Origin of the sequence: Micromonospora humidisoli (assembly GCF_016900955.1) — a bacterium.
GTDB classification, from domain to species: Bacteria; Actinomycetota; Actinomycetes; order Mycobacteriales; family Micromonosporaceae; genus Micromonospora; species Micromonospora wenchangensis.
On sequence record NZ_JAFEUO010000009.1, the window covers coordinates 64,903 to 86,157 of the forward strand.

Sequence of the window (21,255 nt, forward strand, 5' to 3'; positions counted from 1 at the left end):
GGCGGGTATCCATCCTGATCGCGATCCCAGGGGGTTGGCGGATGAGTCCGGTCGGAGCCGACGCGGTGACCGGGGGTGTCGCCGGCTGGCCCGACGGCACCTTCGCCAATCCGGTGCTGGCCGGCTTCCACCCGGACCCGAGCGTCTGCCGGGTCGGCGACGACTACTACCTGGCCTGTTCCAGCTTCGAGTACTTTCCCGGGGTGCCGCTGTTCCACAGCCGGGACCTGGTGCACTGGGAGCAGATCGGCAACGTGCTCGACCGGCCCGGTCAGCTCACCCTGCCGGTCGACATGCCGTCGTCGGGCGGGGTGTACGCGCCGACCCTGCGCCACCACGACGGCCGGTTCTGGCTGATCGTCAGCAACTGCGCCGAGGGCGGCGGCACCCTGATCTGCACCGCCACCGACCCGTCCGGCCCCTGGTCGGACCCGGTCCGGGCCCCCGGGGTGGACGGCATCGACCCCGACCTCGCCTGGGACGACGACGGCACCTGCTGGTGCACCTACGCCGGGATCGCGCAGGTGCGCCTCGACCCGGAGACCGGACGCACCGTCGGCCCGGTCCGGCGGCTGTGGTCCGGGGCCCCTGGCGCGCAGGCCCCGGAGGCCCCGCACCTGTACCGGATCGGCGAGCACTGGTACCTGCTGATCGCCGAGGGCGGCACCGAACGCGGGCACGCCGTGTCAATCGCCCGCGCGGGCGCGCCCGACGGCCCGTTCGAGCCGGGCCCGGCCAACCCGATCCTCACCCACCGGGGCACCCACCGGCCGATCCAGAACACCGGCCACGCCGACCTGGTGCAGGGGCCCGACGGATCGTGGTGGCTGGTGCTGCTCGGGGTCCGCCCCGGCGGCGGCACCCCCGGCTGGCACGTGCTCGGGCGGGAGACGTTCCTCGCCTCGGTGACTTGGGTGGACGGCTGGCCGGTGGTCGGCGCGGTCACGCCGGAGATGCCCGCCCCGCCGTGGGCCGCGCACCCCGTGCCGCCGCCGCCCGTACGCGACGACTTCGACGCCGACCGGCTGCATCCCCGCTGGGTCTCGGTGCGGTCCCGGCCGGCGGAGGTCTGGTCGTTGGCCGAACGACCCGGTTGGCTCACGTTGCGGGCCCGGGGCGCGTCCCCGGACGCGCCGGACGTCACGTTCGTCGGCCGCCGCCAGCAGCACCCGTCGTGCCGGGTCCGGACCGTGGTCGACCCGGGTGACGGGCACGGCGGTCTGGTGGTCCGCCTCGACGAGCGGCACCACTACGACATCGAGGCGGGCGACGGTGAGGTGCGGGTGGTGGCCCGGATCGGGTCGGTGCGCTCGACGCTCGCCACCCGGCAGGTCGGGGCCGGCCCGGTCCACCTGCGGATCGAGGTGCTCGCCCCGGCCCCCGGCGACTGGCACCCCGGCAAGGAACCCGACCTGCTCCGGCTCGGCGTCGAGCGCCCGGACGGGACCTTCGACGTGCTTGCCGAACTCGACGGCAGGTACCTGTCCACCGAGGTCGCCGGCGGCTTCACCGGCCGGGTCATCGGCATGTACGCCGCCCGGGGCACCGTCGCGTTCGACTGGTTCGACTACGAGGCGCGGTGACCCGCCCGCGCCTGGCGCGTGCCGACCCGTCGGTGCCGGTGCGTGCGGTGACCCGCCCGCGCCAGGCCGGGTTATCCTGGTCCGGTCGACCAGGACAGGGAGCAGATCGTGGCAGGTGACGACGACATCTCCGGGTGAACACCCGGCTGCGGTGACCGACGGCGGATGACCGCCCCGTCGCGTCGCCCCTGTCGTCTTGCCCTGTTCGCCCCGGGCAGCGCCTGCGCGCCCGGATCACCCGTCTCCGAGGTCCGTCATGTCCGACAGTTTCGTCGTCTGCTCCCACCTGTCCTTCTCCTGGCCGGATGACACCCCGGTCGTCGAGGACCTGTCGTTCTCCCTTCCCGGCGGCCGTACCGGCCTGGTCGCGGCGAACGGGGCCGGCAAGTCCACCCTGCTGCGGCTCATCGCCGGCGAGCTGCGGCCCACCGGGGGCAGCGTCACCGTCGAGGGGGTGCCGGGCTATCTGCCACAGCACCTGCCGTTCGCGATGCGGCAGACCGTCGCCGAGGTGCTCGGGGTCGACCGCGTCGTTGCCGCGCTGCACGCCATCGAGTCCGGTGACGCCGCCGAGGAGCACTTCACCACCGTCGGCGACGACTGGGACGTCGAGGAACGCACCCGCGTCGCCCTCGACCGCCTCGGCCTGACCGGGGTGACGCTGGACCGCCGGCTCGGCACCCTCAGCGGCGGCGAGGTGGTCTCCCTCGGTCTCGCCGCCGAACTACTCAAACGGCCCGACGTGCTGCTGCTCGACGAGCCCACCAACAACCTCGACCGGTCGGCGCGGGAACGCCTGCTCGCCGTGCTGCGGTCCTGGCCGGGCGCGCTACTCGTGGTCAGCCACGACCGGGCGTTGCTGGACGAGATGGACCGCATCGCCGCGCTCGACCACGGTCAGATCCGTTTCTACGGCGGCAACTTCACCCACCACGAGCAGGTGGTACGGGCCGAGCGGGAGGTCGCCGAGCGGCAGCTGCGCCAGGCCGAGCAGGACGTCAAGCGGCAGAAGCGGGAACTCCAGCAGGCCCGCGAGCGGGCGGCCCGCCGGGCCTCGACCGCCGCCCGGAACCTGTCCGACGCGGGGCTGCCCCGGATCGTCGCCGGCAACCTCAAACGGGACGCGCAGGTGTCGGCGGGCCGGGCCGACGACGTGCACACCGCCCGGGTCGCCGACGCCCAGGCCCGGCTGGACCAGGCCGGCGAGGCGGCCCGCCGCGACGACCAGCTCGTCCTCGACCTGCCCGACACCACGGTGCCCGCCGGTCGCACCGTCTTCGCCGGCCACGGAATGCGGGCCGGGTACGCGGGCCGGCCGGTCTTCGCCGGTGACGGGATCGACCTGACCATCAGGGGTCCCGAACGGATCGCCCTGACCGGGCCCAACGGGGCCGGCAAGTCGACCCTGCTGCGGCTGGTCGGCGGCCGGCAGGAGCCGGACCTGGGCACCGTCGCGCGGGCGTCGGGGCGGGTGGCGTACCTGTCCCAGCGCCTCGACCTGCTCGACCCGGCCCGCACGGTGGCGGAGAACCTGGCCGGGGCCGCCCCGGCGCGGACCGAGGCGGAGCGGTTGAACCTGTTGGCCCGGTTCCTGTTCCGGGGCGCCCGTGCCCACCTGCCGGCGGGGGTGCTCTCCGGCGGTGAGCTGCTCCGCGCCACCCTGGCCTGCCTGCTGTTCGCCGAACCGGCACCGCACCTGCTGCTGCTCGACGAGCCCACCAACAACCTGGACCTGGTCAGCGTGGCGCAGTTGGAGAGCGCGCTGCTGGCGTACCGGGGGGCGTTCGTGGTGGTCAGTCACGACGACCGGTTCCTGGCGGGGATCGGGGTGGACCGCTGGCTCCGGCTGGCCGACGGCCGGCTCACCGAGGCCGGGCCACCGCAGTGACCCGGCCTCCGCAGTGACCCGGCCCGGCCGCGCCGGTCAGAAGTCGTCGTCGAAGGTGACGCTGCCGCTGACCCCCACCTGGTACGCCGACACCCGACGCTCGAAGAAGTTCGACAGCTCCTGCACGTCCTGCAGGTCCATGAACGCGAACGGGTTCTGCGCGCCGTAGCGGGGCGCGATGCCGAGCTGGGCGAGCCGCCGGTCGGCGACGTGCTCCAGGTAGGACCGCATGTCCGCAGGCGACAGCCCCGACACGCCCTGGTCGAGCAGGTCCTCGGCGAACTGCACCTCGCACTCGACGGCCTCGGCGAGCATCTCGGTGACCTGTCGTTCCAGCTCGGCGTCGAACAGGTCCGGCTCCTGCCGCCGGGCGGTCTCCACCACGTCGAAGGCGAACGCCATGTGCATCGACTCGTCGCGGAACACCCAGTTGGTGCCCGAGGCCAACCCGTTGAGCAGGCCCCGGGACCGCAGGAAGTAGACGTAGGCGAACGCGCCGTAGAAGAACAGCCCCTCGATGCAGGCGGCGAAGCAGATCAGGTTGAGCAGGAACGCCCGCCGGTCCGCCCGGGTCCGCAGCTCCCGCAGCTCGAACACCGAGTCGATCCAGCGGAAGCAGAACTCGGCCTTACGCCGGATCGACGGGATGTTCTCGATGGCGGCGAACGCGGCGAACCGTTCCTGCTCGTCGGGGACGTACGTGTCGAGCAGGTTCAGATAGAACTGCACGTGCACGGCTTCCTCGAACAGCTGCCGGGACAGGTAGAGCCGGCCTTCGGGAGAGTTGACGTGCTGGTAGAGGTTGAGCACCAGGTTGTTGGCGACGATCGTGTCACCGGTGGCGAAGAACGCCACCAGCCGGGACACCAGGTGCCGCTCGGCGGGCGACAGCCGTTCCAGGTCGGCCAGGTCGGAGTGCAGGTCGACCTCCTCCACCGTCCAGGTGTTGCGGATGGCGTCCTTGAACCGGTCGAAGAAGTGCGGGTAGCGCATCGGCCGCAGGGTGAGGTCCATGCCGGGGTCGAGCAGCAGGTGCCGCCCGCCGGTGCGGGTTTCGTCGACGGTGGTCACTGGCACGCCTCGCAGCTCTCGGGGTTCTCCAGGGAACAGGCCAGCGCCTCGGCGTCGGCCGCGACGACCGGGGCGACGGTGACGGTGGCCTGCTGGATCCGGGTCGCCGGACGCGACCGCAGGTAGTATGTGGTCTTCAGCCCGGACTTCCAGGCGTGCAGGTACATCGAGGACAACTTGCCGATGGTCGGCGCGCTGAGGAACAGATTCAGCGACTGCGACTGGTCGATGTAGGGTGCCCGCGCGGCGGCCAGGTCGATCAGCGCCCGCTGCGGCAGCTCCCACGCGGTACGGAACAGCTCCCGCACCTCGGCGGGCAGGTCGACGATCCCCTGCACCGACCCCTCGGCCCGCTTGATCTGGTCGCGGATCTCCGGCGTCCACAGGCCGCGTGCCTTCAGCTCGCGTACCAGATAGGTGTTGATCTGGAGGAACTCCCCGGACATGGTCTCCCGCTTGAACAGGTTGGACACCTGTGGCTCGATGCACTCGTAGCAGCCGGCGATCGACGCGATCGTGGCGGTCGGGGCGATCGCCACCAGCAGCGAGTTGCGCAGGCCGTGCGCCGCGATCCGGGTGCGCAACGCCGCCCAGCGCGCGGTCTGGGTGGGCTCCACCCCCCACAGGTCCGGGTGCAGGTCACCCCGGGCCGCCCGGGTCTGCGGGTACGCGGGATGTGCGCCGAACCGTTCGGCCAGACCGGTCGACGTCTCCAGGGCGGTCAGGAAGATCTCCTCCTGGACCCGGGTGGACAACTCCCGGGCCCCGGCCGAGTCGAACGGCAGGCGCAACGCGAACAACGCGTCCTGCAAACCCATCAGCCCCAGCCCGACGGGCCGCCAGCGCGGGTTCGACGCCGCCGCCTGCTCGGCCGGGTAGTAGTTGATGTCGATCACCCGGTCCAGGAACACCACCGCCGTGCGGACCGTGGCGCGCAGCTTCTCCCAGTCGACACCGTCGCCGGTGAGGTGTGCGCCGAGGTTGACCGACCCCAGGTTGCAGACCGCCGTCTCGGTGTCGCTGTTGACCTCCAGGATCTCGGTGCACAGGTTGGACAGGTGGATCGTGTTGCCCGGCACGCCGGTCTGGTTGGACAACCGGTTCGACCGGTCCTTGAACGTCATCCACCCGTTGCCGGTCTGCGCCAGGGTGCGCATCATCCGCCCGTACAGGTCCCGGGCCTTGACCGTGCGGACCGCCTTCTTCTCGGCGACCCGGTACGCGGCGTCGAACTCCTCGCCGTACAGGTCGGGCAGCTCCGGGGCATCCGACGGGTCGATCAGCGACCAGTCGCCGTCGGCCTCGACCCGGCGCATGAACTCGTCGGGGATCCAGTTGGCCAGGTTGAGGTTGTGGGTGCGCCGGGCCTCCTCACCGGTGTTGTCCCGCAGCTCCAGGAACTCCTCGACGTCCGGGTGCCACGGTTCCAGGTAGACGCAGGCCGCCCCCTTGCGCCGGCCGCCCTGGTTGACCGCCGCGACCCCGGCGTCGAGGGTTTTGAGGAACGGCACGATCCCGTTGGACCGGCCGTTGGTGCCCCGGATCAGCGCCCCCCGGCCACGTACCCGCGTGAAGGAGATGCCGATGCCGCCGGAGAACTTCGACAGCTTCGCCACCTGGTGGTAGCGCTCGTAGATCGAGTCCAGTTCGTCGCGCGGCGAGTCGACCAGGAAACACGACGACATCTGGGTGTGCCGGGTGCCCGAGTTGAACAACGTCGGGGAACTCGGCAGGTAGGCCAGCGACGACATCAGCCGGTAGAACCCGACCGCCTCGTCGGGCGTGCCGGACAGCCCGCAGGCCACCCGCAGCAGCCAGTACTGCGGGGTCTCCACCACCAGCCGTGACCGCGGGTGCCGCAGCAGGTAGCGGTCGGCCACCGTACGCAGTCCGAAGTACTCGAACCGCAGGTCACCGGCCGGGTCGACGGCGTCGTCGAGTTGGCTGGCGTGCCGAGCCACGAACGCGGCGGTGTCGTCGGCGATCAAGCCGAGGCCGTGGGCGTACCGGATGGACTCGCTGAAGGAGGTCACCTCCTGCCCGCGGACCTCCTCGTCCACGTAGGCGGCCAGCAGCCGGGCCGCCAGCCGGGAGTACTGCGGTTCCGTGCCGATCAGCTCGGCCGCCGTCTGGATCGACAGTTTGTCCAGCTCGGCCGTTGTCGCCCCGTCGTAGAGGCCACTGATCGTCCGGGTGGCCACCCGCAGCGGGTCGACCTCGTCCAGGTCGGTGGCCCACCTGGCGACGGCCGTGACGATCCGGTTGACGTCCACCGGTTCGGTGTCGCCGTCGCGCTTGCGGACCCGCATCGCGGGCCGGCGTGGCTGCGCGCCGTCGACGTCGGACGGTGGGCTCTGCGCTGTGCTCGTCATGACCTCTCCTCGCTGTCACCGATGGCCATCGGGACGCGGGAGAACGCCAACGGGCGCGGCGCGACGGCCGGCCCGGGTGCTGGCGTCGGTCGTCCCGCGCGACCTCCGACCGCCGCGCGCAGCAGCGCACGGCGCACTGGCAGGTCTTCGGACTCGCGGGCGTGACCGGGGTCGGTCGCCTACTGGCCGTCGCTTCCCAGACCTCGCGGTCCAGTGCTCGATGACGGCGGTCGTTCCCACTTACCGCTGCGGGGCAGTCCCGGATTCCCACCGGGTTCCCTGTTGCCTCGACCGGACCACCGGGCCCGGCCGAACCAGCTGCGTGGCACACCATATATGGCGTAGATGGGGGAGAGGCAACACTAGATGTCGCGTCGGCGTGTCAGATAACTCTCACCCGAGCGGCCGGTGGCCCGCAGTGACGCCAGCAGCCGCAGCGCGTCGGCGTCGGCGCTGCCCGGCTCGGCGGTGAAGACCAGCATGACCGGGCCGGGGTTGCCGGGCAGCGGGTAGGTGTCCCAGTCCAGGACGATGTCGCCGACCTCGGGGACCTGGAAGGTCTTGGTGCCGCTGACCGAACCGCGCACGTCGTGCCGGGACCACAGCCGCCGGAACTCGGCGCTGCGGATGCTCAGCTCACCGACGACGGCGGTGGCCCGGGGATGGGTGGGGTCCGTGGCGACGGCGGCGCGCATCATGCCGATGTAGTCCATGGCCTGCTGCTCCCAGGCCGCGCAGCGCCGCACCGGGGCCGCCGCCTCGTCGAACATCAGCAGCAGCATGTTGAGCCGGTCCGGCGGGTGGTCCGCCGGGTCACCGAGCAGCGCCACCGCCCACGCGTTCCAGGCGAGCAGGTCCAGGTGACGGCCGAGTACCACCGCCGGGGTGTCCATCACGCGCAGCAACCGCCTGGTGCTCTCCGGCACCCGCTCCGGGCCGTGGTCGACCCGGGCGGGCACCGGCCGGCGGGCGGCGCGGGCCAGGGTGAACAGGTGCCGGCGTTCGTCGTCGTCGAGGCCGAGCGCGGCGGCGAGCCCGTCCAGCACGTCGTCGGACGGGCGAACCTCCCGGCCCTGTTCCATCCGCTGGTAGTAGTCGGTGCTCAACCCGGCCAGCAGCGCCAGTTCCTCGCGGCGCAGCCCGGTGACCCGGCGTCGGCCGCCCGGCTCCAGGCCGACGTCCCGGGGGTGCAGCCGGCCGCGCCGGGCGCGCAGGAAGTCACCGAGTTCACGGGCGTACGGATGGGTCATGTCGCCAGTGTGACGCGGCCCGGACCGGCGCGGGTAGGTCTGCGGGACCTAGGCAACCGGCTACGACGGAGTCCGCCCGGCCGGTCCGTAGCGTCGGTGCTCCCACCCCCGACCGCTCAGGAGCAGCAGATGACCTGGACCGCCGACCACATTCCCGACCAGCGTGGCCGCACCGTCGTGGTGACCGGCGCGAACTCGGGCCTCGGTCTGGTCACCGCCACCGCGCTGGCCCACCGGGGCGCGCAGGTCGTGCTCGCCGTCCGCGACACCGCCGCCGGCCGGCGGGCCGCCCGCAGCATGGGCGGCGACGTCGAGGTACGCGAGCTGGACCTCGCCTCGCTGGCCTCGGTACGGGAGTTCGCGGCGGCCCTGGCCGCCGACCACCCGAGGATCGACCTGCTGGTCAACAACGCCGGTGCGGTGCTGCTCGGCCCGCGCCGCACCACCGTCGACGGCCACGAGCTGCATCTGGCCACCAACCTGCTGGGGCACTTCGCACTGACCGGCCTGCTGCTGGGCAACCTGGCCGCCGCGCGGGCGGCCCGGGTGGTCAGCCTCAGCTCGATCACCCACCGCAACGCACACCTGGACTTCACCGATCTGATGGTCGAGCGTGGCTACCGGGGTTCCACCGCGTACGGCCGATCCAAGCTCGCCACCACCGTCTTCGGCATCGAACTGGACCGCCGGCTGCGCGACGCCGGATCACCGGTGCTCAGCGTGCTGGCGCATCCCGGCGTCACCCGCACCAACCTGACCCCCCGGGCCTGGTCCCACCAGGGCCGGTCCGGCCGGGTGTTGGCCCGGCTCAGCCTGCTGGCCACCCAGTCGGTCGAGCAGGGTGCGTTGCCCCAGCTGCGCGCCGCCACCGACCCGGCGGTGCGCGGTGGCCAGTTCTTCGGCCCGGCCCGCCTTTTCCAGACCTGGGGGCCGGTCACCGAGGTGCGGGCCAGCCGGGAGGCCACCGACCCGGCCGTCGGCCGTCGGCTGTGGACGACGGCCGAGGAACTGACCGGCGTGAGCTATCCCTGACGCAGGGCGCACTAGCATGGCTGCGGTCGGTGACGGCGGCGGAGACGAGGCGACATGGGATGGCTCGGGCGGGTGCTCGGCGGCGGGGGCCGGCAGGTCCAGGACGATCCGGTCCGGCAGGCGGCGCTGTCGGCCGAGGTGCGGCAACGCTTCGGCGCGCACCTGGCCGTCCGACCGTCCGACCAGGTGGCGGGGATGATCCGGCTGCTCGACGACGGCGACGGCCTGGCAGTGGCGGCGGCGATCGTCGGTGAGTTCGCCGATGCGGCCCACGCGGACCTGTCGGCCCAGACGGCGGAGCTGTACCGGCGTACCGGTCAGCGGTTCCCGGTGGACCGGCGCAACTACCGGCCGCTGTGGCGTGCGGCAGGCGGCCGGCTGCACTGGCCGCTGTTCGCGTTGCCCGGCGGCCTGCACCCGTACGTGCACGTCGCCGCCGCCACCACGGTGGTCGGCACCCGGGCGGCGCAGTTCGTCCGGGCGACCGACCCGCATCCGCTGCTCGCCCGCCTGTTCGAGGTGCTCGACCTCACCACCTGCGGTTGGGAGTACGGCCGGGTGCGGGTGGACCACGACGGGGCGTCGCTGGTGGGTCGACTGATCTCGACCACCCGGGACGTCCGGGCGGCGATGAAGGAACCCCCGTCGCTGCCGCCGTCGGTACGGGAACTCATGCGCACCAACCGGACGGTCGACGTCTTCGACCTCACCGGTGACCGGGTGGTCGGCACGATCAACGTGGGCGGCGAGCTGCGCCCGGCCCTGCTCACCTGATGTCACCCGGGGTGGACGCCGTCGGCGTCCACCCCGCTCCCGACCGGCGTCGGGTCAGGCGAAGAGCAGGTCCAACTGGTGGTCGAGGACCGCGGTCGCCCGCGCCGGGGTGTACTGCCCGCCGAGCAGGTACACCCCCAGCCCCTCCACCAGCGCCAGCAGTCCCGCCGCGGCGTCCGACGCCGGTGGACGCGGCAGCAGCCCGGCGATGAACTCCACCAGTTGCGCGGTGTCCGACCGCAGGCCGGGGGTCGCCGCCGGGTGCAGGGCGGTCCAGGAGAGAAACGCCAACGCCACCCGCCCGTCCGCGCGTGCCGCCTCGTCCAGCGGCAGCAACGCCGCAAGCAGGGTGCGCAGCAGCAGCCGGGGCTGCGGGTCCGGCCCGAGCGCCGCGACCGCCGCCTCGACCCGGGCCCGACCCCGGTCACGGACGACGGACAGCGCGAAGGCCATCATCTCCTCCTTGGTGGTGAAGTAGTGCTGCACCATGCCGGCGGAGACCCCCGCCTCGGCGGCCACGTGCCGCAGACTCACCGCCTCCAGACCCCGGTCGGCGGCGACCCGCATGAGCGCGTCCGCGATCAGCGTGCGGCGTTGACGGGGATCGACCTTCCTGGGCACCGGGGGCCTACCGTGCCGTGGTCACGGTGCCGGCCGCGCCGTCCACGGTGACCAGCTGACCGGTGACGATCCGTGCGGTGGCGCCCGGCACGCTGATCACGGCCGGGATGCCGTACTCGCGGGCCACCGTGGGGCCGTGCGCCATGATCGCGCCGGTCTCGGTGACCAGCGCCCCGGCGGTCAGGAACAGCGGCGTCCAGCCCGGATCGGTGGTGGCCGTCACGAGGATCTCCCCGGGTTCGAGGTGCGCGGTGGCCGGGTCGGTGACCACCCGGGCCGGGCCGGTCACCCTACCCGTCGCCGCTCCCACCCCCCGCAGCACACCGGTCCCGTCGGCGGGGGCCGGCAGGGTGCTCTCCACGTCGGTCCCGTCGGACAGCAGCGCCACCGGCACCACCCGACGGCGCAGCTCACGCCGGTGTGTCGCCCGGCGTCGGGCGACCAGCCCGGTCAGGTCGGCACCGTCGAGGGCCGCCTCGACCTCGTCGAGGGTGAGGAACATGACGTCGTCCGCCGTCGGGAACAGCGTCGCCCCGATGAGCAGCAACTGCTCGCGTACGGTCCGGAGCCGGTACAGCCCGGCGAACTTCCCGGCCTCCCGCAGCCCTGCCAGCCGTCGTGCCCGCCGCAGCAGGAGGACCGCGATCCGGCCCCGGACCGGGCGACGTCGGTGGACCCGGGCGGCCAGTTCGTCGAGCGCGGCCCCGGCTGCTGCGGCGGCCTCGGTAAAGCGCCTGTCGGGTGCCTGCGCGGGGTCGGTGAGCCGTAGGTAGTTGGCGATCGCCGCGAAGACCGGGGTGGGGTCCTCGGCCCAGCGAGGCACCCCGACGTCGGCCTCGGCCGCCGCGCGGTGGCCGTAGCGGGACAGGAACCCGGACAGGCCGATCTCGGGGAGCGCACCCCGCAGGTAGCGGGCCGAAAGCTCGGCCGGTGGCGTGTCGAGGAGCAGTTCGCGGTGCTCGCGGGCGGCGCTGGCCAGCGCCCACAGCGCGAGGTCCATCTCGATGGTCACGTTGTGCGGGACGCCGCGCAGCACGGCGTGTATCTCGTCCTCGGTGGCGACGCCCTTGAGCAGGTGGGTGGGCAGGGCCGAGGCGAGCATCCCGGCCACGATCGGCCAGGTGATGTCGTCGGCGGCACCGCCGTCGCCGTGGTCGCGGACGAAGCGCAGCCGTTCGTGGGCCGTCCGCAGCTGTGGCGGGGCCGTCGCCTCGTCCCGTAGCCGGTCGACGGCCGCGACCAGCCGCCGCCGTGCCGCGTCCGGTCGCGCCAGCGCCCGCAGGATGCCCCGCAGGGCCCGCAGGGCCGTGCCCAGCGAGGCGTCGGCCGGGCGGCGGCGGGAGTTGTGCCCGGACGGCGCGAACCGGGGGTCGCGCAGGACGTGTTCCATCACCGCCTGGGCGCGCGGCCCGAAATCGACGGCCATCAGCCGGACGAGCCGCCGGCGGCTGGCCGGTCGGCGGACCAGCTCGGTCAGGTCGCCGTAGAGCCGCCCGCCGATGTCCACGATCTCCACCCGCATGCCGAGCGAGGCGACCATGGCGGCGATCAGCTGGCGGAGCGTGGCCATGCCCATCGGGGTGACCGGTCGCAACATCCCCTGCACGTTGCCGAACTCGACGTACACCCGCAGGTCGTCGGTCTGCGGCGGCAGCGGGAACAGGGTGCTGACCGGACGCGACTGGAGCACCCACAGGGTCCCGTCCCGGTCGAGGGCCCACTCGACGTCCTGGGGCGCGCCGAAGTGCGCCTGGAGCCGCCTGCCGACGGCCCACAGATCGTCGTGCCAGCCGGGCTCCGGCCGCCCCTCGGCGTCGCTGGTCGGACGGTGGGCCGGATCGGTCAGGACGAGGCGGGTCACGTCGGTGCGGCCGTCGACGACCGTCGTACCCGGGCCCGGCGCGACCTCGACGAGCATCTCGGTGCGGTTGCCGGTGACCGGGTTCGCCGTGTGGAGCACGCCGGCCCGGACCGGGGCGACCATCCGCTGCACCACCACCGCCATGCGCACGTCGGCGGGGTCGGTCCCGCGCGCCTGGCGGTAGGCCGCCGCCCGGTTGCCGTGCAGCGACTCCCAGCAGGTGCCGATCGCCGCCAGCAGGTCCGCCTCGCCCTCGACGTCCAGCACCGTGTCGTGCTGGCCCGCGAAGCTGGCGTCCGGCAGATCCTCGTCGGTCGCGCTCGACCGCACCGCCACCGGCCCGCCGCCCAGCCGCGCGTACGCCGCCCGGACCTCGTCGCGCGGCACCACCCCGGCCCGGTACGCCTCGGTGGTCACGCAGAACCCCTCGGGCACCCGTTCGCCGGCGCGGATCAGCTCGCCGAGACCGGCCGCCTTGCCGCCGACCAGCGGGACCAGGCCGGCATGTGCCTCCGCCAGGGGGATCACCGACACCTGCGCCTCCCGTTTGCAATACGACTGCATTGCCAAGAAGGTACGCGGGTTGCAGTGCAACTGCAACGTAAAAGTCGGCGGCACCCGCACGCCGGCCTCAGCCGGAAGGGACGGACGGCGGCGTGGCCTCAGCCCCGGGCCGGCACGACGATCGGCAGCCGGACGGTGAACGTGCTGCCCCGACCGGGGACGCTCTCGACGCCGATCGTGCCGCCGTGCGCCTCGGCGAGCTTGCGGGCGATCGACAGCCCGAGCCCGCTGCCGCCGGTGCTGCGGGTACGCGAGTCGTCCGCCCGCCAGAACCGGTCGAAGATCTTCGCCTGGTCGGCGGGGGCGATGCCGGTGCCGGTGTCGGACACGGCGATGGCGAGCTGGTCGTCGCGCACCTCCAGGCGCACGACGACCGACCCACCCGCCGGGGTGTGCCGCACCGCGTTGGCGACGATGTTGCCGACGATCTGGCGCAGCCGGGCGCCGTCGACCGCCATCTCCAGATCGGTGCCCACCGAGGTGCCCAGCCGGACCCCGGCCGCCTCGGCCGCGCCCCGGTGCGCCTCGACGACCTGCTCCAGCAGATCGGCCACGAAGTACGGCTCGCGGTGGATACGCAGGTCACCGGCGTCGGCGGCGGCCAGGTCACGCAGGTCGTCGATGATGTGCTGCAGCAGCAGCGCCTCGTCGAGCAGCAGGGTGAGCAACTGCGTGTCGAGCTGCGCCAGACCGTCCTGCGCGGCCTCCAGCCAGCTGCGCATGTTGGTCAGCGGCGTCCGCAACTCGTGTGCCACGTCGCTGACCATGCTCCGGCGCAACGCCTCGGTCTGCTCCCGTCGGGCGGCGAGATCGTTGAGCGCGGTGGCCAGCATGCCGATCTCGTCGCGGGTGGTCACCGGCACCCGGGCCGGTTCGTCCATCGGCTGGCGGGTCGCGTCGGTGAGCGCCCGCAGCGGCCGGACCAGCCGCCGCCCGACCAGCACGGTGATCAGCACGGTGGCCACCAGCACCGCGCCGGTCACCTGGGCGATGCGGACCACGTTGGCCCGGGACAGGTTGAACACCGGCTCGGCGCCGCCCTGTGTCTCGTCGGTGACGAACAGCAGCGCCGGGGGTGCCACGTACGCCCGGAGCTGGGCCGTCCGGGCCTGCCGCAGGCAGCCGTCGATCTGTCGGTCGAAGCTGGTGTCGCGGCTCGGTACCGCGGTCCGGTCGGCCCGGATCTCGACCCGGGTCGGTGCGCCCAGCTCCCGCAGGCAGGTCTTGGTCAGGGTCTCCAACTGGGCGATCCCGGCGACCTCGCTCGGCATCGGGCTCGTCAGCTCGTCGGGCAGACAGAACCCGACGATGCCCCGGTCCTTCGGGTCGCTCACCTGTACCGAGGCGCGGCCGGCCGGGTCCACCACGACCCGCGCGTCCGCCCGGGACTCGGCGCGTACGCAGCCGAGCTGCCGCTCGGCCATCTCCCGGGTGGTGTTGCTCTCCCGCTTGGTCAGCCGGTACGGCCCGACCGCGCGCGGATCGACCCGCTCGGTCCCGCCGGTCAGCCCCAGGTCGACCTGCAACGGGTCGACGGTCGCCGACGGCCGGGCGGTCTGCAACGACGGGCCGTCCGGTGCGGAGTCGGCGATCACCTGCCGGTCCGGGGTCATCAGGGTGATCCGCCGTTCCAGCCGGTCGGCCCGCTCGGCGAGCACCGCGTCGACCCCGGCCCAGTCCCGGTGGGTCGCCGCGTGGTCCAGCAGCGTGTCGTAGATGCTCTTGTCGTCGGCGAGCGAGCGGCCCTGTTCCTGCCGGATCGCCCGGGTGGTCGACTGCACGGCCAGCCAGGTCGTCGCCAGGATCGCGCAGACCGCCACCAGCAGCGAGGTGGCCAGCAGCCGCACCACCAGGCTGCGGTGCAGGGGGACCCGTGGCTGCCGGGTCACGGCGTGCCGGCGCTGAGCTTGTAGCCGACGCCGTAGACGGTCAGCAGCTGCTGCGGCCGGCGCGGATTCGCCTCGATCTTGCGGCGCAGGTTCATCACGTGGACGTCGATGGTGCGTCCGGTCGACTCCCGGTCGACGCCCCGGGTGTGTTCGAGCAGTTGTACCCGGCTGAACACCCGGCCGGGCTGCCGGATCATCGCGGCGAGGATGGCGAACTCACCGGCGGTGCAGTCGACCGTGGTGTCCCCGGCGGTGACCAGGCGTCGGGACTCGTCGACGGTGAGCCGTCCGAGCCGGTGCACCGGTGACTCCTGGGGCGTCGTACGCACCCGCCGCAGCAGGGTGCGCACCCGGGCCACCAACTCACGCGGGCTGTACGGCTTGGTCATGTAGTCGTCGGCGCCCAGGTCCAGCCCGCGCAGCAGGTCGTCCTCGGCGGACCGCGCGGTCAGCATCAGCACCGGCACGTCCGACTCCTGCCGCAGGATCCGGCAGACCTGCATGCCGTCCAGTTTCGGCAGCATCACGTCGAGCAGGAGAAGGTCGAACGCCTGCTCCCGGGCCTGGCGCAGCGCGGTCTCGCCGTCGGCCACGACGGTCGCCCGGTGGCCCGCTGCGGTGAGGTAGCGGCGCAGCGCCTCGGCCTGCCGCGGATCGTCCTCCGCGAGCATCACGTGTGCGCACATGCTGGGGAATATAGAGCAGGTCAGGGGGGTCGAGGATCGGGCGGAAGGCGGTGACACCGGGCACCTCCCGGTCGGTGCGCAGCTCGGCGGGCGGGTGACGGGGAGATCCGACGATCGTGAGAAAAAGGTCATGTCCGGTCCTGACCGGTTCCTGACAAACCGCTGGCACGATCGCCAGCGGACGACCGTCGGCGACGTCGCCCGGGGGAGGGCGACGCCGCCGGGTGGTACGGCTACTTCCGCTTCGCGGCGACCTCGCGTTCACACGCCGGGGAGTACTTCAACCCCTTGGAGATCGACTCGGAGTCGTTGTTCTTGCCGCCGAAGGCCCAGCCCGTGCCGTCGGCACCCACCTCGACGTACCGGACGCCCTTGTCCTTGAGGCACTTCACCACGTCCCGGGCGAAGTCCTTCGCCTCCGGGTTGGCCGGGTCGAACTCCCACGGCGGCAGTGGCATCAGATGCTCACACGCCTTGCCCGCCTTGCTGGTCCCGTCCGCGCCGGTGCCGTCGCTGCGCCGTCTGGTGACGTCGACGCCGTGCTCGCTCAGGCACTTCATGTACGGTTTGAGGCGTTCCTTCTTGTCCTCCGGGGTGTCGTCGAGCCGTTCCCGTGGCCGCTCGGCCTGTGCCGGCGTCGCCGACACGGTGGGGGTGGGCGCGCCGGTCTGGAGGGTGGCCACCTCCGCCCCACCGGTGCTGCCGGCGGCGGGTGGGGCCTCCTCGGCGGTCGAGCACCCGCCGACCAGCAGTACGCCACCGCACAGCGCAGCCATCAGTTGCTTCCTCATCGTCACGCCTCCGGTCAGCTCTGCGGCGATCTCGCCGGGGCCCAGCATCACCGTCGACTGTCAGGAAGCTGTTTGCCGCGACGGGCCCGCCCTCGTGTCGTACCGGTGGGGGAGACTGCCGGGCATGACGGAACGCGACGATCCGAAGGCGGCACTGCGGCACTACCTCCAGGCCACCCGCGACGACCTGGTGTGGAAGCTGGAAGGGCTCGACGAACGCGAGGCCCGGCTGCCCCGCACCCCCACCGGCAACAACCTGCTGGGTCTGCTCAAGCACTGCCTGAACGTCGAGGCCGGCTATTTCGGCCCCACCTTCGGCCGGGAGTTCCCGTCGCCCGACGAACTGGTCCCCATGGCCGCGTACGACGAGGAACCGCAGGCGGACTGGTACGCGCGGGCGGACGAGACGAAGGACGGCCTGATCGACCTGTACCGCCGGGTGGCCGGGTTCGCCGACCAGACGATCGCCGAGTTGCCGCTCGACGCGCCGGGGCGGGTGCCGTGGTGGCGGCCGGGGCACCACGACGTGACCCTGCACCAGATCATCATCCACGTGACCTGCGATCTCGCCCGGCACGCCGGCCACGCCGACATCATGCGCGAGCAACACGACGCGACGGTCGGCTGGCGGCGGGAGAACCCGCAGGTCATCGACGACCAGCAGTGGCCGGCGTACGTCGCCAAGCTGACCGCGCTCGCCGACCGGTTCGCCTAGACCTGCGGCGGCGTCCCCGCCGGGGCGACCGACGCCCGGGTGCCGTGGTCGGGCGGGTGAACGCCGTGCCGCCCCGGGGCGGTCACGGCCGGATCGCCGACACCTCGCCGCCTACGGGCAGCCACGACCAGGGCACCGATGCCGATGACTGCCAGGACGGCCACCATGACCGGGGTGGACATCCAATGGATCGAGTGGGCGGCCAGGTAGCCGCCGCCAGCCTCCACGCAGGCCCAGGTGACGGCGGCGCCGACGCTGTACGGGGCGATCCGCCGGTACGGCACCCCGGTCGCCCCGGCCAGGTGCGGCACCAGGGTCCGCAGCAGCGGGACGAACCGCGCCACCGCGACCGCCCGGCCGCCGTGCCGGTGCATGACCGACTCCGCGCGGGCCCAAGCGACCGCAGAGATCATCCGGCCGATCCGGTTGGTGCGGAGCCGGCCTCCCAGCCGGCTGCCCACGGCATAGCCGATCAGGTCGGCCGTCACCACGGAGCCGGCGGCGACGGCGACGACCACCGGCAGGTCGAGGTGTCCGGCACCGGCCAGCGCTCCGGCGGTGACCATCAACGTGAGAGTGGGTACGAAGACCCCGAACAGGAGATTCGACTCGATCAGCAGGGCGGCTGCCAGGAGCGTGTAGGCGGCCGGTGCGGGTACCCCGCCGAGCACGTCGGCAAGCCGGTCCGTCATCGGGGGCCGGTCCGGACGGCGTGCGGGGCCGCTGTCACGGCGTCGCCCCGGGTGGCGGTTGCGGTCATGGTTCGACGCTAGCCATCGGCGTCGCCGGGGGAACCTGCCGTTCTGCGACGGTGATCCCCGACGAAAGTAGGGGGCGGCCCGCCCTCACCTGCCCAGGCCGGCGTCGCGGGCCAGCAGCGCGGCCTGCACCCGGTTGGTGACGTCGAGGGCGGCCAGGATGCGGCTGACGTGTGCCTTGACCGTGCTCTCCCGCATGGCGAGGCGTTCGGCGATGTCGGCGTTGGTGTCACCCCTGGCGAGTAGGACGAGGACGTCGCGTTCCCGCGGGGTGAGCCGCTTGATGCGCGACTGCGCGGCGGCGGACTGCGGCGTGGTCGTGGCGTGGTAGCGGTCGATCAGGCGGCGGGCGGCAGCGGGATGCAGCATGGCCGAGCCGGCCGCCACCAGGTGCACGGCGCGTAGGATCTCGGCCGGATCGGTGTCCTTGAGCAGGAATCCGTCCGCGCCTGCGGCGAGCGCCCGGTACACGTAGTCGTCGAGGTCGAACGTGGTCAGCGTGATGATCCGGGGCGGGCGCGGCAGCCTGCGTAGTTCGGCGATTGTGGCGATGCCGTCCAGGCGTGGCATCCGGACGTCCATCAGCGCGATGTCGACCTGCCCGGCGGCCGCCTTCTCGACGGCCTCGACGCCGTCGGCGGCCTGGGCCACGACGGTGATCTCCGGGTCACCCTCCAGCAGGTCCGACAGGCCGAGCCGGACCAGGGCGTCGTCGTCGACGATCATGACGCGGATCACGGTGTCGGCCCGTCCGTCGGGGTGTGCGGGCGGGGTGGGTGCGGGATCTCGGCATGGACCCGCCAGGCGCCGACACCGGTCGCCCCGGTCTGCAACCGGCCGCCGAGGGCGGTGATCCGTTCGCGGAGACCGACGAGCCCGTACCCGGAGGGGACCCGGTCCGGTGCCGCCGTGCCGCCGGTGTTGGTGACCTCGACCGTGGTGACCGGCGGCCGGTAGTCGATGTGCACCGTCGTGGCCGCGCCCGCCGCGTGTTTCCGGGCGTTGGTCAGCGCCTCCTGCACCACCCGGTACACGCCGAGCCGGTGCGTGGTGGGCACCTCGTCCGCACTACCCTCGATCACCAGGTCGACCGACTGGCCCACCGACCGTGACTCGTCGACGAGGTGCCGTACCTGGCCCGGCACGGGGGCCGTCACGGCGGCGGTCGCCGGCACCTGGAGCGCCCCGAGCACGTCGCGGAGGTCGGCCATCGCGGCGGTGGAGGTGGCCCGCAGGAGCCGCAACCGGTCGGTGACCCGCTCGGGAAGCTCGTCGCCACGGGCCACGAGCACGCCTGTGTGCAGGGCGATCAGACTCAGCCGGTGGGCCAGCACGTCGTGCATCTCCGCGGCGATCCGGGAACGTTCCTGGCTACGGGCGGCCTCCTCCCGTAACGTCGCCTCGACCCGCAGGTGTTCGACCTGGTTGGCGAGCAGTTGCAGGTTACGCTGCCGGCTGCCTCGCCACAGCCCGATGACCAGCGACAACAGGGCGAGGATCGCTGCCGGGACATAGTCGTACGCCACCCAGCGCGAGGTGGTGGCCAGCTCGACGACGGCGTTGACCACCAGCACACCGGCGAACCCGGCGACCGCCACCCGGGCGCGACGGTCCACCGTCAGGTCGTAGACCGCTACGCAGACCAGCAGGAGCGGGGTCGACACGCCCAGCAGCGCCGCCGTCGCGAACAGCAGGGCCGGGGCGGCGAACCAGGGCAGCCGGCGCACCAGGAGGGCGACGGCACAGACCGGGAGGAGCACACAGGCGACGACCCGTTCCCGCCCCGTGGTGGTGAGGACCGCGTTGTTCACCGTCAGGGCCGTGAACCACGCCACCAGGACGAAACGTCCGATCCGTGTTCCTGCCGGGAATGCGACCACGCCCATGATCCTAGGCAGCCGGGCAGGTCGGGACCGCCCACTTCCGGCCACGTCCCATCCCCCACGAAAGTAGGGGGAGCAGAGCGGAATTCGACGGATCACGGCAGGGTGGAACGCTCATAGCGTCGTCCTCCATGAACCGCGACAATGCAGCGGCCACCGGAACCCGGAGCCCCTTTTCCTTCTGTGTCGAGGCTTTTCGCCATCCCCGCGCCGTCGGCGCCGTGGCACCCAGCAGCAGGGCTCTGGCCAGGGCACTCGTCCACCCGATACGTGACCGCTCCGGCGGCCCGCTGACAGTGCTCGAAGTCGGCGCCGGCACCGGCGCGGTGACCCGGACCATTCTCGACGTGCTGCCCCCGGCCAGTCGTCTCGACCTCGTCGAGGTCAGTCCGACATTCGTCGCCCGGTTGCGTGACACCGTCCGCACCGCCACGGTGTCCGTCGACATCCACCGTACGGAAATCGAGGAATATCGAACCTCTCGGACGTACGACGTCATCGTTTCCGGCCTACCGATGACCAATTTCGATCCCGCGCAGGTGTCCGGAATCATGGCGCGGTTCGTCCGGCTGCTGCGGCCGGGCGGCTCACTGACGTATTTCGCCTATCGGGGCACCCGCCCGGCGAGGCGGGTCTTCGCCGGTTCCGCCGAGGCCCGTCGGCACGCCGCCGTCGACAGCGTCATGCGGTCCTACCAGCGCGCCTACGCCACCGGGCAGCGTACCGTCTGGCGTAACCTGCCACCGGCACGCGTCTGGCACCTGCGCCGGCCCGGGGCGGCCTGACCCGGCACCTCCACCCGGCCGCTCAGCCGGTGGCGGCGAACGTCGCCGGGTGGGTCGCCGGGACCGTGCCGGGCCGCCGCCTGCGGATCAGCCACTCGGCGACGAGCAGGTTGAGCGTCCAGGCCGCCCCCATGAGCAGCGCCCGGGACAGCTCGGTCGTCGGCCCCACCGCCAGCGCCCAGGTCGACAGCAGCACGCCCTGGGTGCCCGCGCCCTGCGCGATCGCGTAGCCCCGCATCATCCAGGCCCGGTGCTGGGGTAGCCGTCGCCGCCGGACGGCCACGAAACCGAGGGCGACGGCGACGAACATGCCGGCGGCGAACAGGTAGCGCAGCACCATGAGCAGCGGGCCGTCGCCGGCTGGCAGCGGATAGGTGGCGTTCATCCACCAACCGGTCGCGGCCACCACCAGTCCACAAACGACAAGCGCCCGGCCCGCCCGGCGGTGCCAGGCCCGGTGACGCTGCCGGAACCCCGGGGCGAACTGGAACGCCCCCAGCAGGCTGAACGTGACGGCGGCGGCGATGTGCAGCAGCACCGGGACCGGCGCGGCGAAGAAACGTTCGTTGGCGGCGGTCACCTCGGCCCCACCGGCGAGGGCGGCCACCCGCAGCGCGCTGCCGAGGGTGGGCAGCGCGCTGAGCGCGATGAGCCCGGTGAGGAGGGGCCAGTCCCGTCGTCGCGTCGTCATGATCCGAGCATGGCGACCTGACCCGGCCGGCTCATCGGTCC

18 protein-coding genes and 1 riboswitch are annotated in these 21,255 nt (G+C 72.8%); of the genes, 6 read left to right on the forward strand and 12 right to left on the reverse strand.

The features are described 5' to 3' along the window. The first annotated feature begins 41 nt into the window (after positions 1-41). Both JQN84_RS27735 and JQN84_RS27740 read left to right on the forward strand, forming a co-directional pair. Positions 42-1,583 (forward strand): glycoside hydrolase family 43 protein, encoded by a 1,542-nt coding sequence (locus tag JQN84_RS27735; RefSeq protein ID WP_204961510.1) that lies wholly within the window; start codon positions 42-44, stop codon positions 1,581-1,583. 256 nt (positions 1,584-1,839) lie between these two features. Further along, on the forward strand, positions 1,840-3,471 hold the full coding sequence (locus JQN84_RS27740) for an ABC-F family ATP-binding cassette domain-containing protein (protein WP_204961511.1): 1,632 nt from the start codon (positions 1,840-1,842) through the stop codon (positions 3,469-3,471). Positions 3,472-3,507: 36 nt separating this feature from the next. Here the strand turns inward: JQN84_RS27740 and JQN84_RS27745 are convergent, their stop codons facing one another. The 3 genes from JQN84_RS27745 to JQN84_RS27755 all read right to left on the reverse strand — a co-directional run bounded on the left by JQN84_RS27745 (position 3,508) and on the right by JQN84_RS27755 (position 8,164). After that, positions 3,508-4,485: a ribonucleotide-diphosphate reductase subunit beta gene (locus JQN84_RS27745; RefSeq protein WP_239486345.1), complete on the reverse strand. Its 978-nt coding sequence runs from the start codon at positions 4,483-4,485 to the stop codon at positions 3,508-3,510. Between the two features lie 53 nt (positions 4,486-4,538). Further along, entirely contained in the window at positions 4,539-6,914 is a 2,376-nt protein-coding gene (locus JQN84_RS27750) for a ribonucleoside-diphosphate reductase subunit alpha (RefSeq protein WP_204961512.1), read from the reverse strand. A 121-nt stretch (positions 6,915-7,035) separates the two neighbouring features. Further along, positions 7,036-7,249: riboswitch (cobalamin riboswitch) on the reverse strand. A gap of 27 nt (positions 7,250-7,276) precedes the next feature. Then, entirely contained in the window at positions 7,277-8,164 is an 888-nt protein-coding gene (locus JQN84_RS27755) for a helix-turn-helix transcriptional regulator (RefSeq protein WP_204961513.1), read from the reverse strand. Between the two features lie 129 nt (positions 8,165-8,293). On the opposite strand from JQN84_RS27755, the gene JQN84_RS27760 reads away from it, so the two are divergent. Together JQN84_RS27760 and JQN84_RS27765 are read left to right on the forward strand one after the other, a co-directional pair. Next, positions 8,294-9,196, forward strand: coding sequence for an oxidoreductase (locus tag JQN84_RS27760; protein ID WP_204961514.1), 903 nt, complete (start codon positions 8,294-8,296; stop codon positions 9,194-9,196). A 54-nt stretch (positions 9,197-9,250) separates the two neighbouring features. Then, complete coding sequence (locus JQN84_RS27765) at positions 9,251-9,970, forward strand: hypothetical protein (protein WP_204961515.1); 720 nt, start codon at positions 9,251-9,253, stop codon at positions 9,968-9,970. A 54-nt stretch (positions 9,971-10,024) separates the two neighbouring features. On the opposite strand, the gene JQN84_RS27770 is transcribed toward JQN84_RS27765, so the two are convergent. The 5 genes from JQN84_RS27770 to JQN84_RS27790 all read right to left on the reverse strand — a co-directional run bounded on the left by JQN84_RS27770 (position 10,025) and on the right by JQN84_RS27790 (position 16,382). Further along, positions 10,025-10,591 (reverse strand): TetR/AcrR family transcriptional regulator, encoded by a 567-nt coding sequence (locus tag JQN84_RS27770; protein ID WP_204961516.1) that lies wholly within the window; start codon positions 10,589-10,591, stop codon positions 10,025-10,027. Between the two features lie 7 nt (positions 10,592-10,598). Then, positions 10,599-12,986: a PEP/pyruvate-binding domain-containing protein gene (locus JQN84_RS27775; protein ID WP_204961517.1), complete on the reverse strand. Its 2,388-nt coding sequence runs from the start codon at positions 12,984-12,986 to the stop codon at positions 10,599-10,601. A gap of 128 nt (positions 12,987-13,114) precedes the next feature. After that, on the reverse strand, positions 13,115-14,905 hold the full coding sequence (locus tag JQN84_RS27780) for a sensor histidine kinase (RefSeq protein ID WP_204961518.1): 1,791 nt from the start codon (positions 14,903-14,905) through the stop codon (positions 13,115-13,117). Beyond that, positions 14,902-15,591, reverse strand: a complete 690-nt coding sequence (locus JQN84_RS27785) for a response regulator transcription factor (RefSeq protein WP_204961519.1) — start codon at positions 15,589-15,591, stop codon at positions 14,902-14,904. The genes JQN84_RS27780 and JQN84_RS27785 overlap by 4 nt, the downstream gene beginning before the upstream one ends. Before the next feature lie 233 nt (positions 15,592-15,824). Then, positions 15,825-16,382 carry a hypothetical protein gene (locus tag JQN84_RS27790; RefSeq protein WP_204961520.1) on the reverse strand — a complete coding sequence of 186 codons (558 nt, stop codon included), beginning with the start codon at positions 16,380-16,382 and terminating at the stop codon, positions 15,825-15,827. 124 nt (positions 16,383-16,506) lie between these two features. Between JQN84_RS27790 and JQN84_RS27795 the strand changes: the two genes are divergently transcribed. Next, complete coding sequence (locus JQN84_RS27795) at positions 16,507-17,097, forward strand: DinB family protein (protein ID WP_204961521.1); 591 nt, start codon at positions 16,507-16,509, stop codon at positions 17,095-17,097. Here JQN84_RS27795 and JQN84_RS27800 read toward each other — a convergent pair. From JQN84_RS27800 to JQN84_RS31995, 3 genes are all read right to left on the reverse strand, one after another. Beyond that, positions 17,094-17,789: a DedA family protein gene (locus JQN84_RS27800; protein ID WP_204961522.1), complete on the reverse strand. Its 696-nt coding sequence runs from the start codon at positions 17,787-17,789 to the stop codon at positions 17,094-17,096. The two genes, JQN84_RS27795 and JQN84_RS27800, sit on opposite strands and share 4 nt — an antisense overlap. A 153-nt stretch (positions 17,790-17,942) precedes the next feature. Continuing rightward, on the reverse strand, positions 17,943-18,581 hold the full coding sequence (locus JQN84_RS27805) for a response regulator (RefSeq protein ID WP_204961523.1): 639 nt from the start codon (positions 18,579-18,581) through the stop codon (positions 17,943-17,945). Between the two features lie 8 nt (positions 18,582-18,589). Continuing rightward, on the reverse strand, positions 18,590-19,690 hold the full coding sequence (locus JQN84_RS31995) for a sensor histidine kinase (protein WP_204961524.1): 1,101 nt from the start codon (positions 19,688-19,690) through the stop codon (positions 18,590-18,592). A gap of 269 nt (positions 19,691-19,959) precedes the next feature. Here JQN84_RS31995 and JQN84_RS27815 point away from each other — a divergent pair, with 269 nt between their 5' ends. Further along, complete coding sequence (locus tag JQN84_RS27815) at positions 19,960-20,523, forward strand: class I SAM-dependent methyltransferase (RefSeq protein ID WP_204961525.1); 564 nt, start codon at positions 19,960-19,962, stop codon at positions 20,521-20,523. Positions 20,524-20,545: 22 nt separating this feature from the next. Here JQN84_RS27815 and JQN84_RS27820 read toward each other — a convergent pair whose 3' ends face one another. Continuing rightward, a complete protein-coding gene (locus tag JQN84_RS27820) occupies positions 20,546-21,214 on the reverse strand; it encodes a DUF2306 domain-containing protein (RefSeq protein WP_204961526.1) in 669 nt (222 codons plus the stop codon). Positions 21,215-21,255: the final 41 nt, after the last annotated feature.

Bases quoted from the DNA above. Each gene is read 5' to 3' on its own strand.
- JQN84_RS27755 (WP_204961513.1), bottom strand. From the start codon at position 8,164: ATGACCCATCCGTACGCCCGTGAACTCGGTGACTTCCTGCGCGCCCGG.
- JQN84_RS27795 (WP_204961521.1), top strand. From the start codon at position 16,507: ATGACGGAACGCGACGATCCGAAGGCGGCACTGCGGCACTACCTCCAG.
- JQN84_RS27760 (WP_204961514.1), top strand. From the start codon at position 8,294: ATGACCTGGACCGCCGACCACATTCCCGACCAGCGTGGCCGCACCGTC.
- JQN84_RS27805 (WP_204961523.1), bottom strand. From the start codon at position 18,581: ATGATCGTCGACGACGACGCCCTGGTCCGGCTCGGCCTGTCGGACCTG.
- JQN84_RS27800 (WP_204961522.1), bottom strand. From the start codon at position 17,789: ATGACGGACCGGCTTGCCGACGTGCTCGGCGGGGTACCCGCACCGGCC.
- JQN84_RS27785 (WP_204961519.1), bottom strand. From the start codon at position 15,591: ATGTGCGCACACGTGATGCTCGCGGAGGACGATCCGCGGCAGGCCGAG.
- JQN84_RS27735 (WP_204961510.1), top strand. From the start codon at position 42: ATGAGTCCGGTCGGAGCCGACGCGGTGACCGGGGGTGTCGCCGGCTGG.
- JQN84_RS27820 (WP_204961526.1), bottom strand. From the start codon at position 21,214: ATGACGACGCGACGACGGGACTGGCCCCTCCTCACCGGGCTCATCGCG.
- JQN84_RS27790 (WP_204961520.1), bottom strand. From the start codon at position 16,382: ATGAGGAAGCAACTGATGGCTGCGCTGTGCGGTGGCGTACTGCTGGTC.
- JQN84_RS27765 (WP_204961515.1), top strand. From the start codon at position 9,251: ATGGGATGGCTCGGGCGGGTGCTCGGCGGCGGGGGCCGGCAGGTCCAG.
- JQN84_RS27750 (WP_204961512.1), bottom strand. From the start codon at position 6,914: ATGACGAGCACAGCGCAGAGCCCACCGTCCGACGTCGACGGCGCGCAG.
- JQN84_RS27740 (WP_204961511.1), top strand. From the start codon at position 1,840: ATGTCCGACAGTTTCGTCGTCTGCTCCCACCTGTCCTTCTCCTGGCCG.
- JQN84_RS27745 (WP_239486345.1), bottom strand. From the start codon at position 4,485: ATGGACCTCACCCTGCGGCCGATGCGCTACCCGCACTTCTTCGACCGG.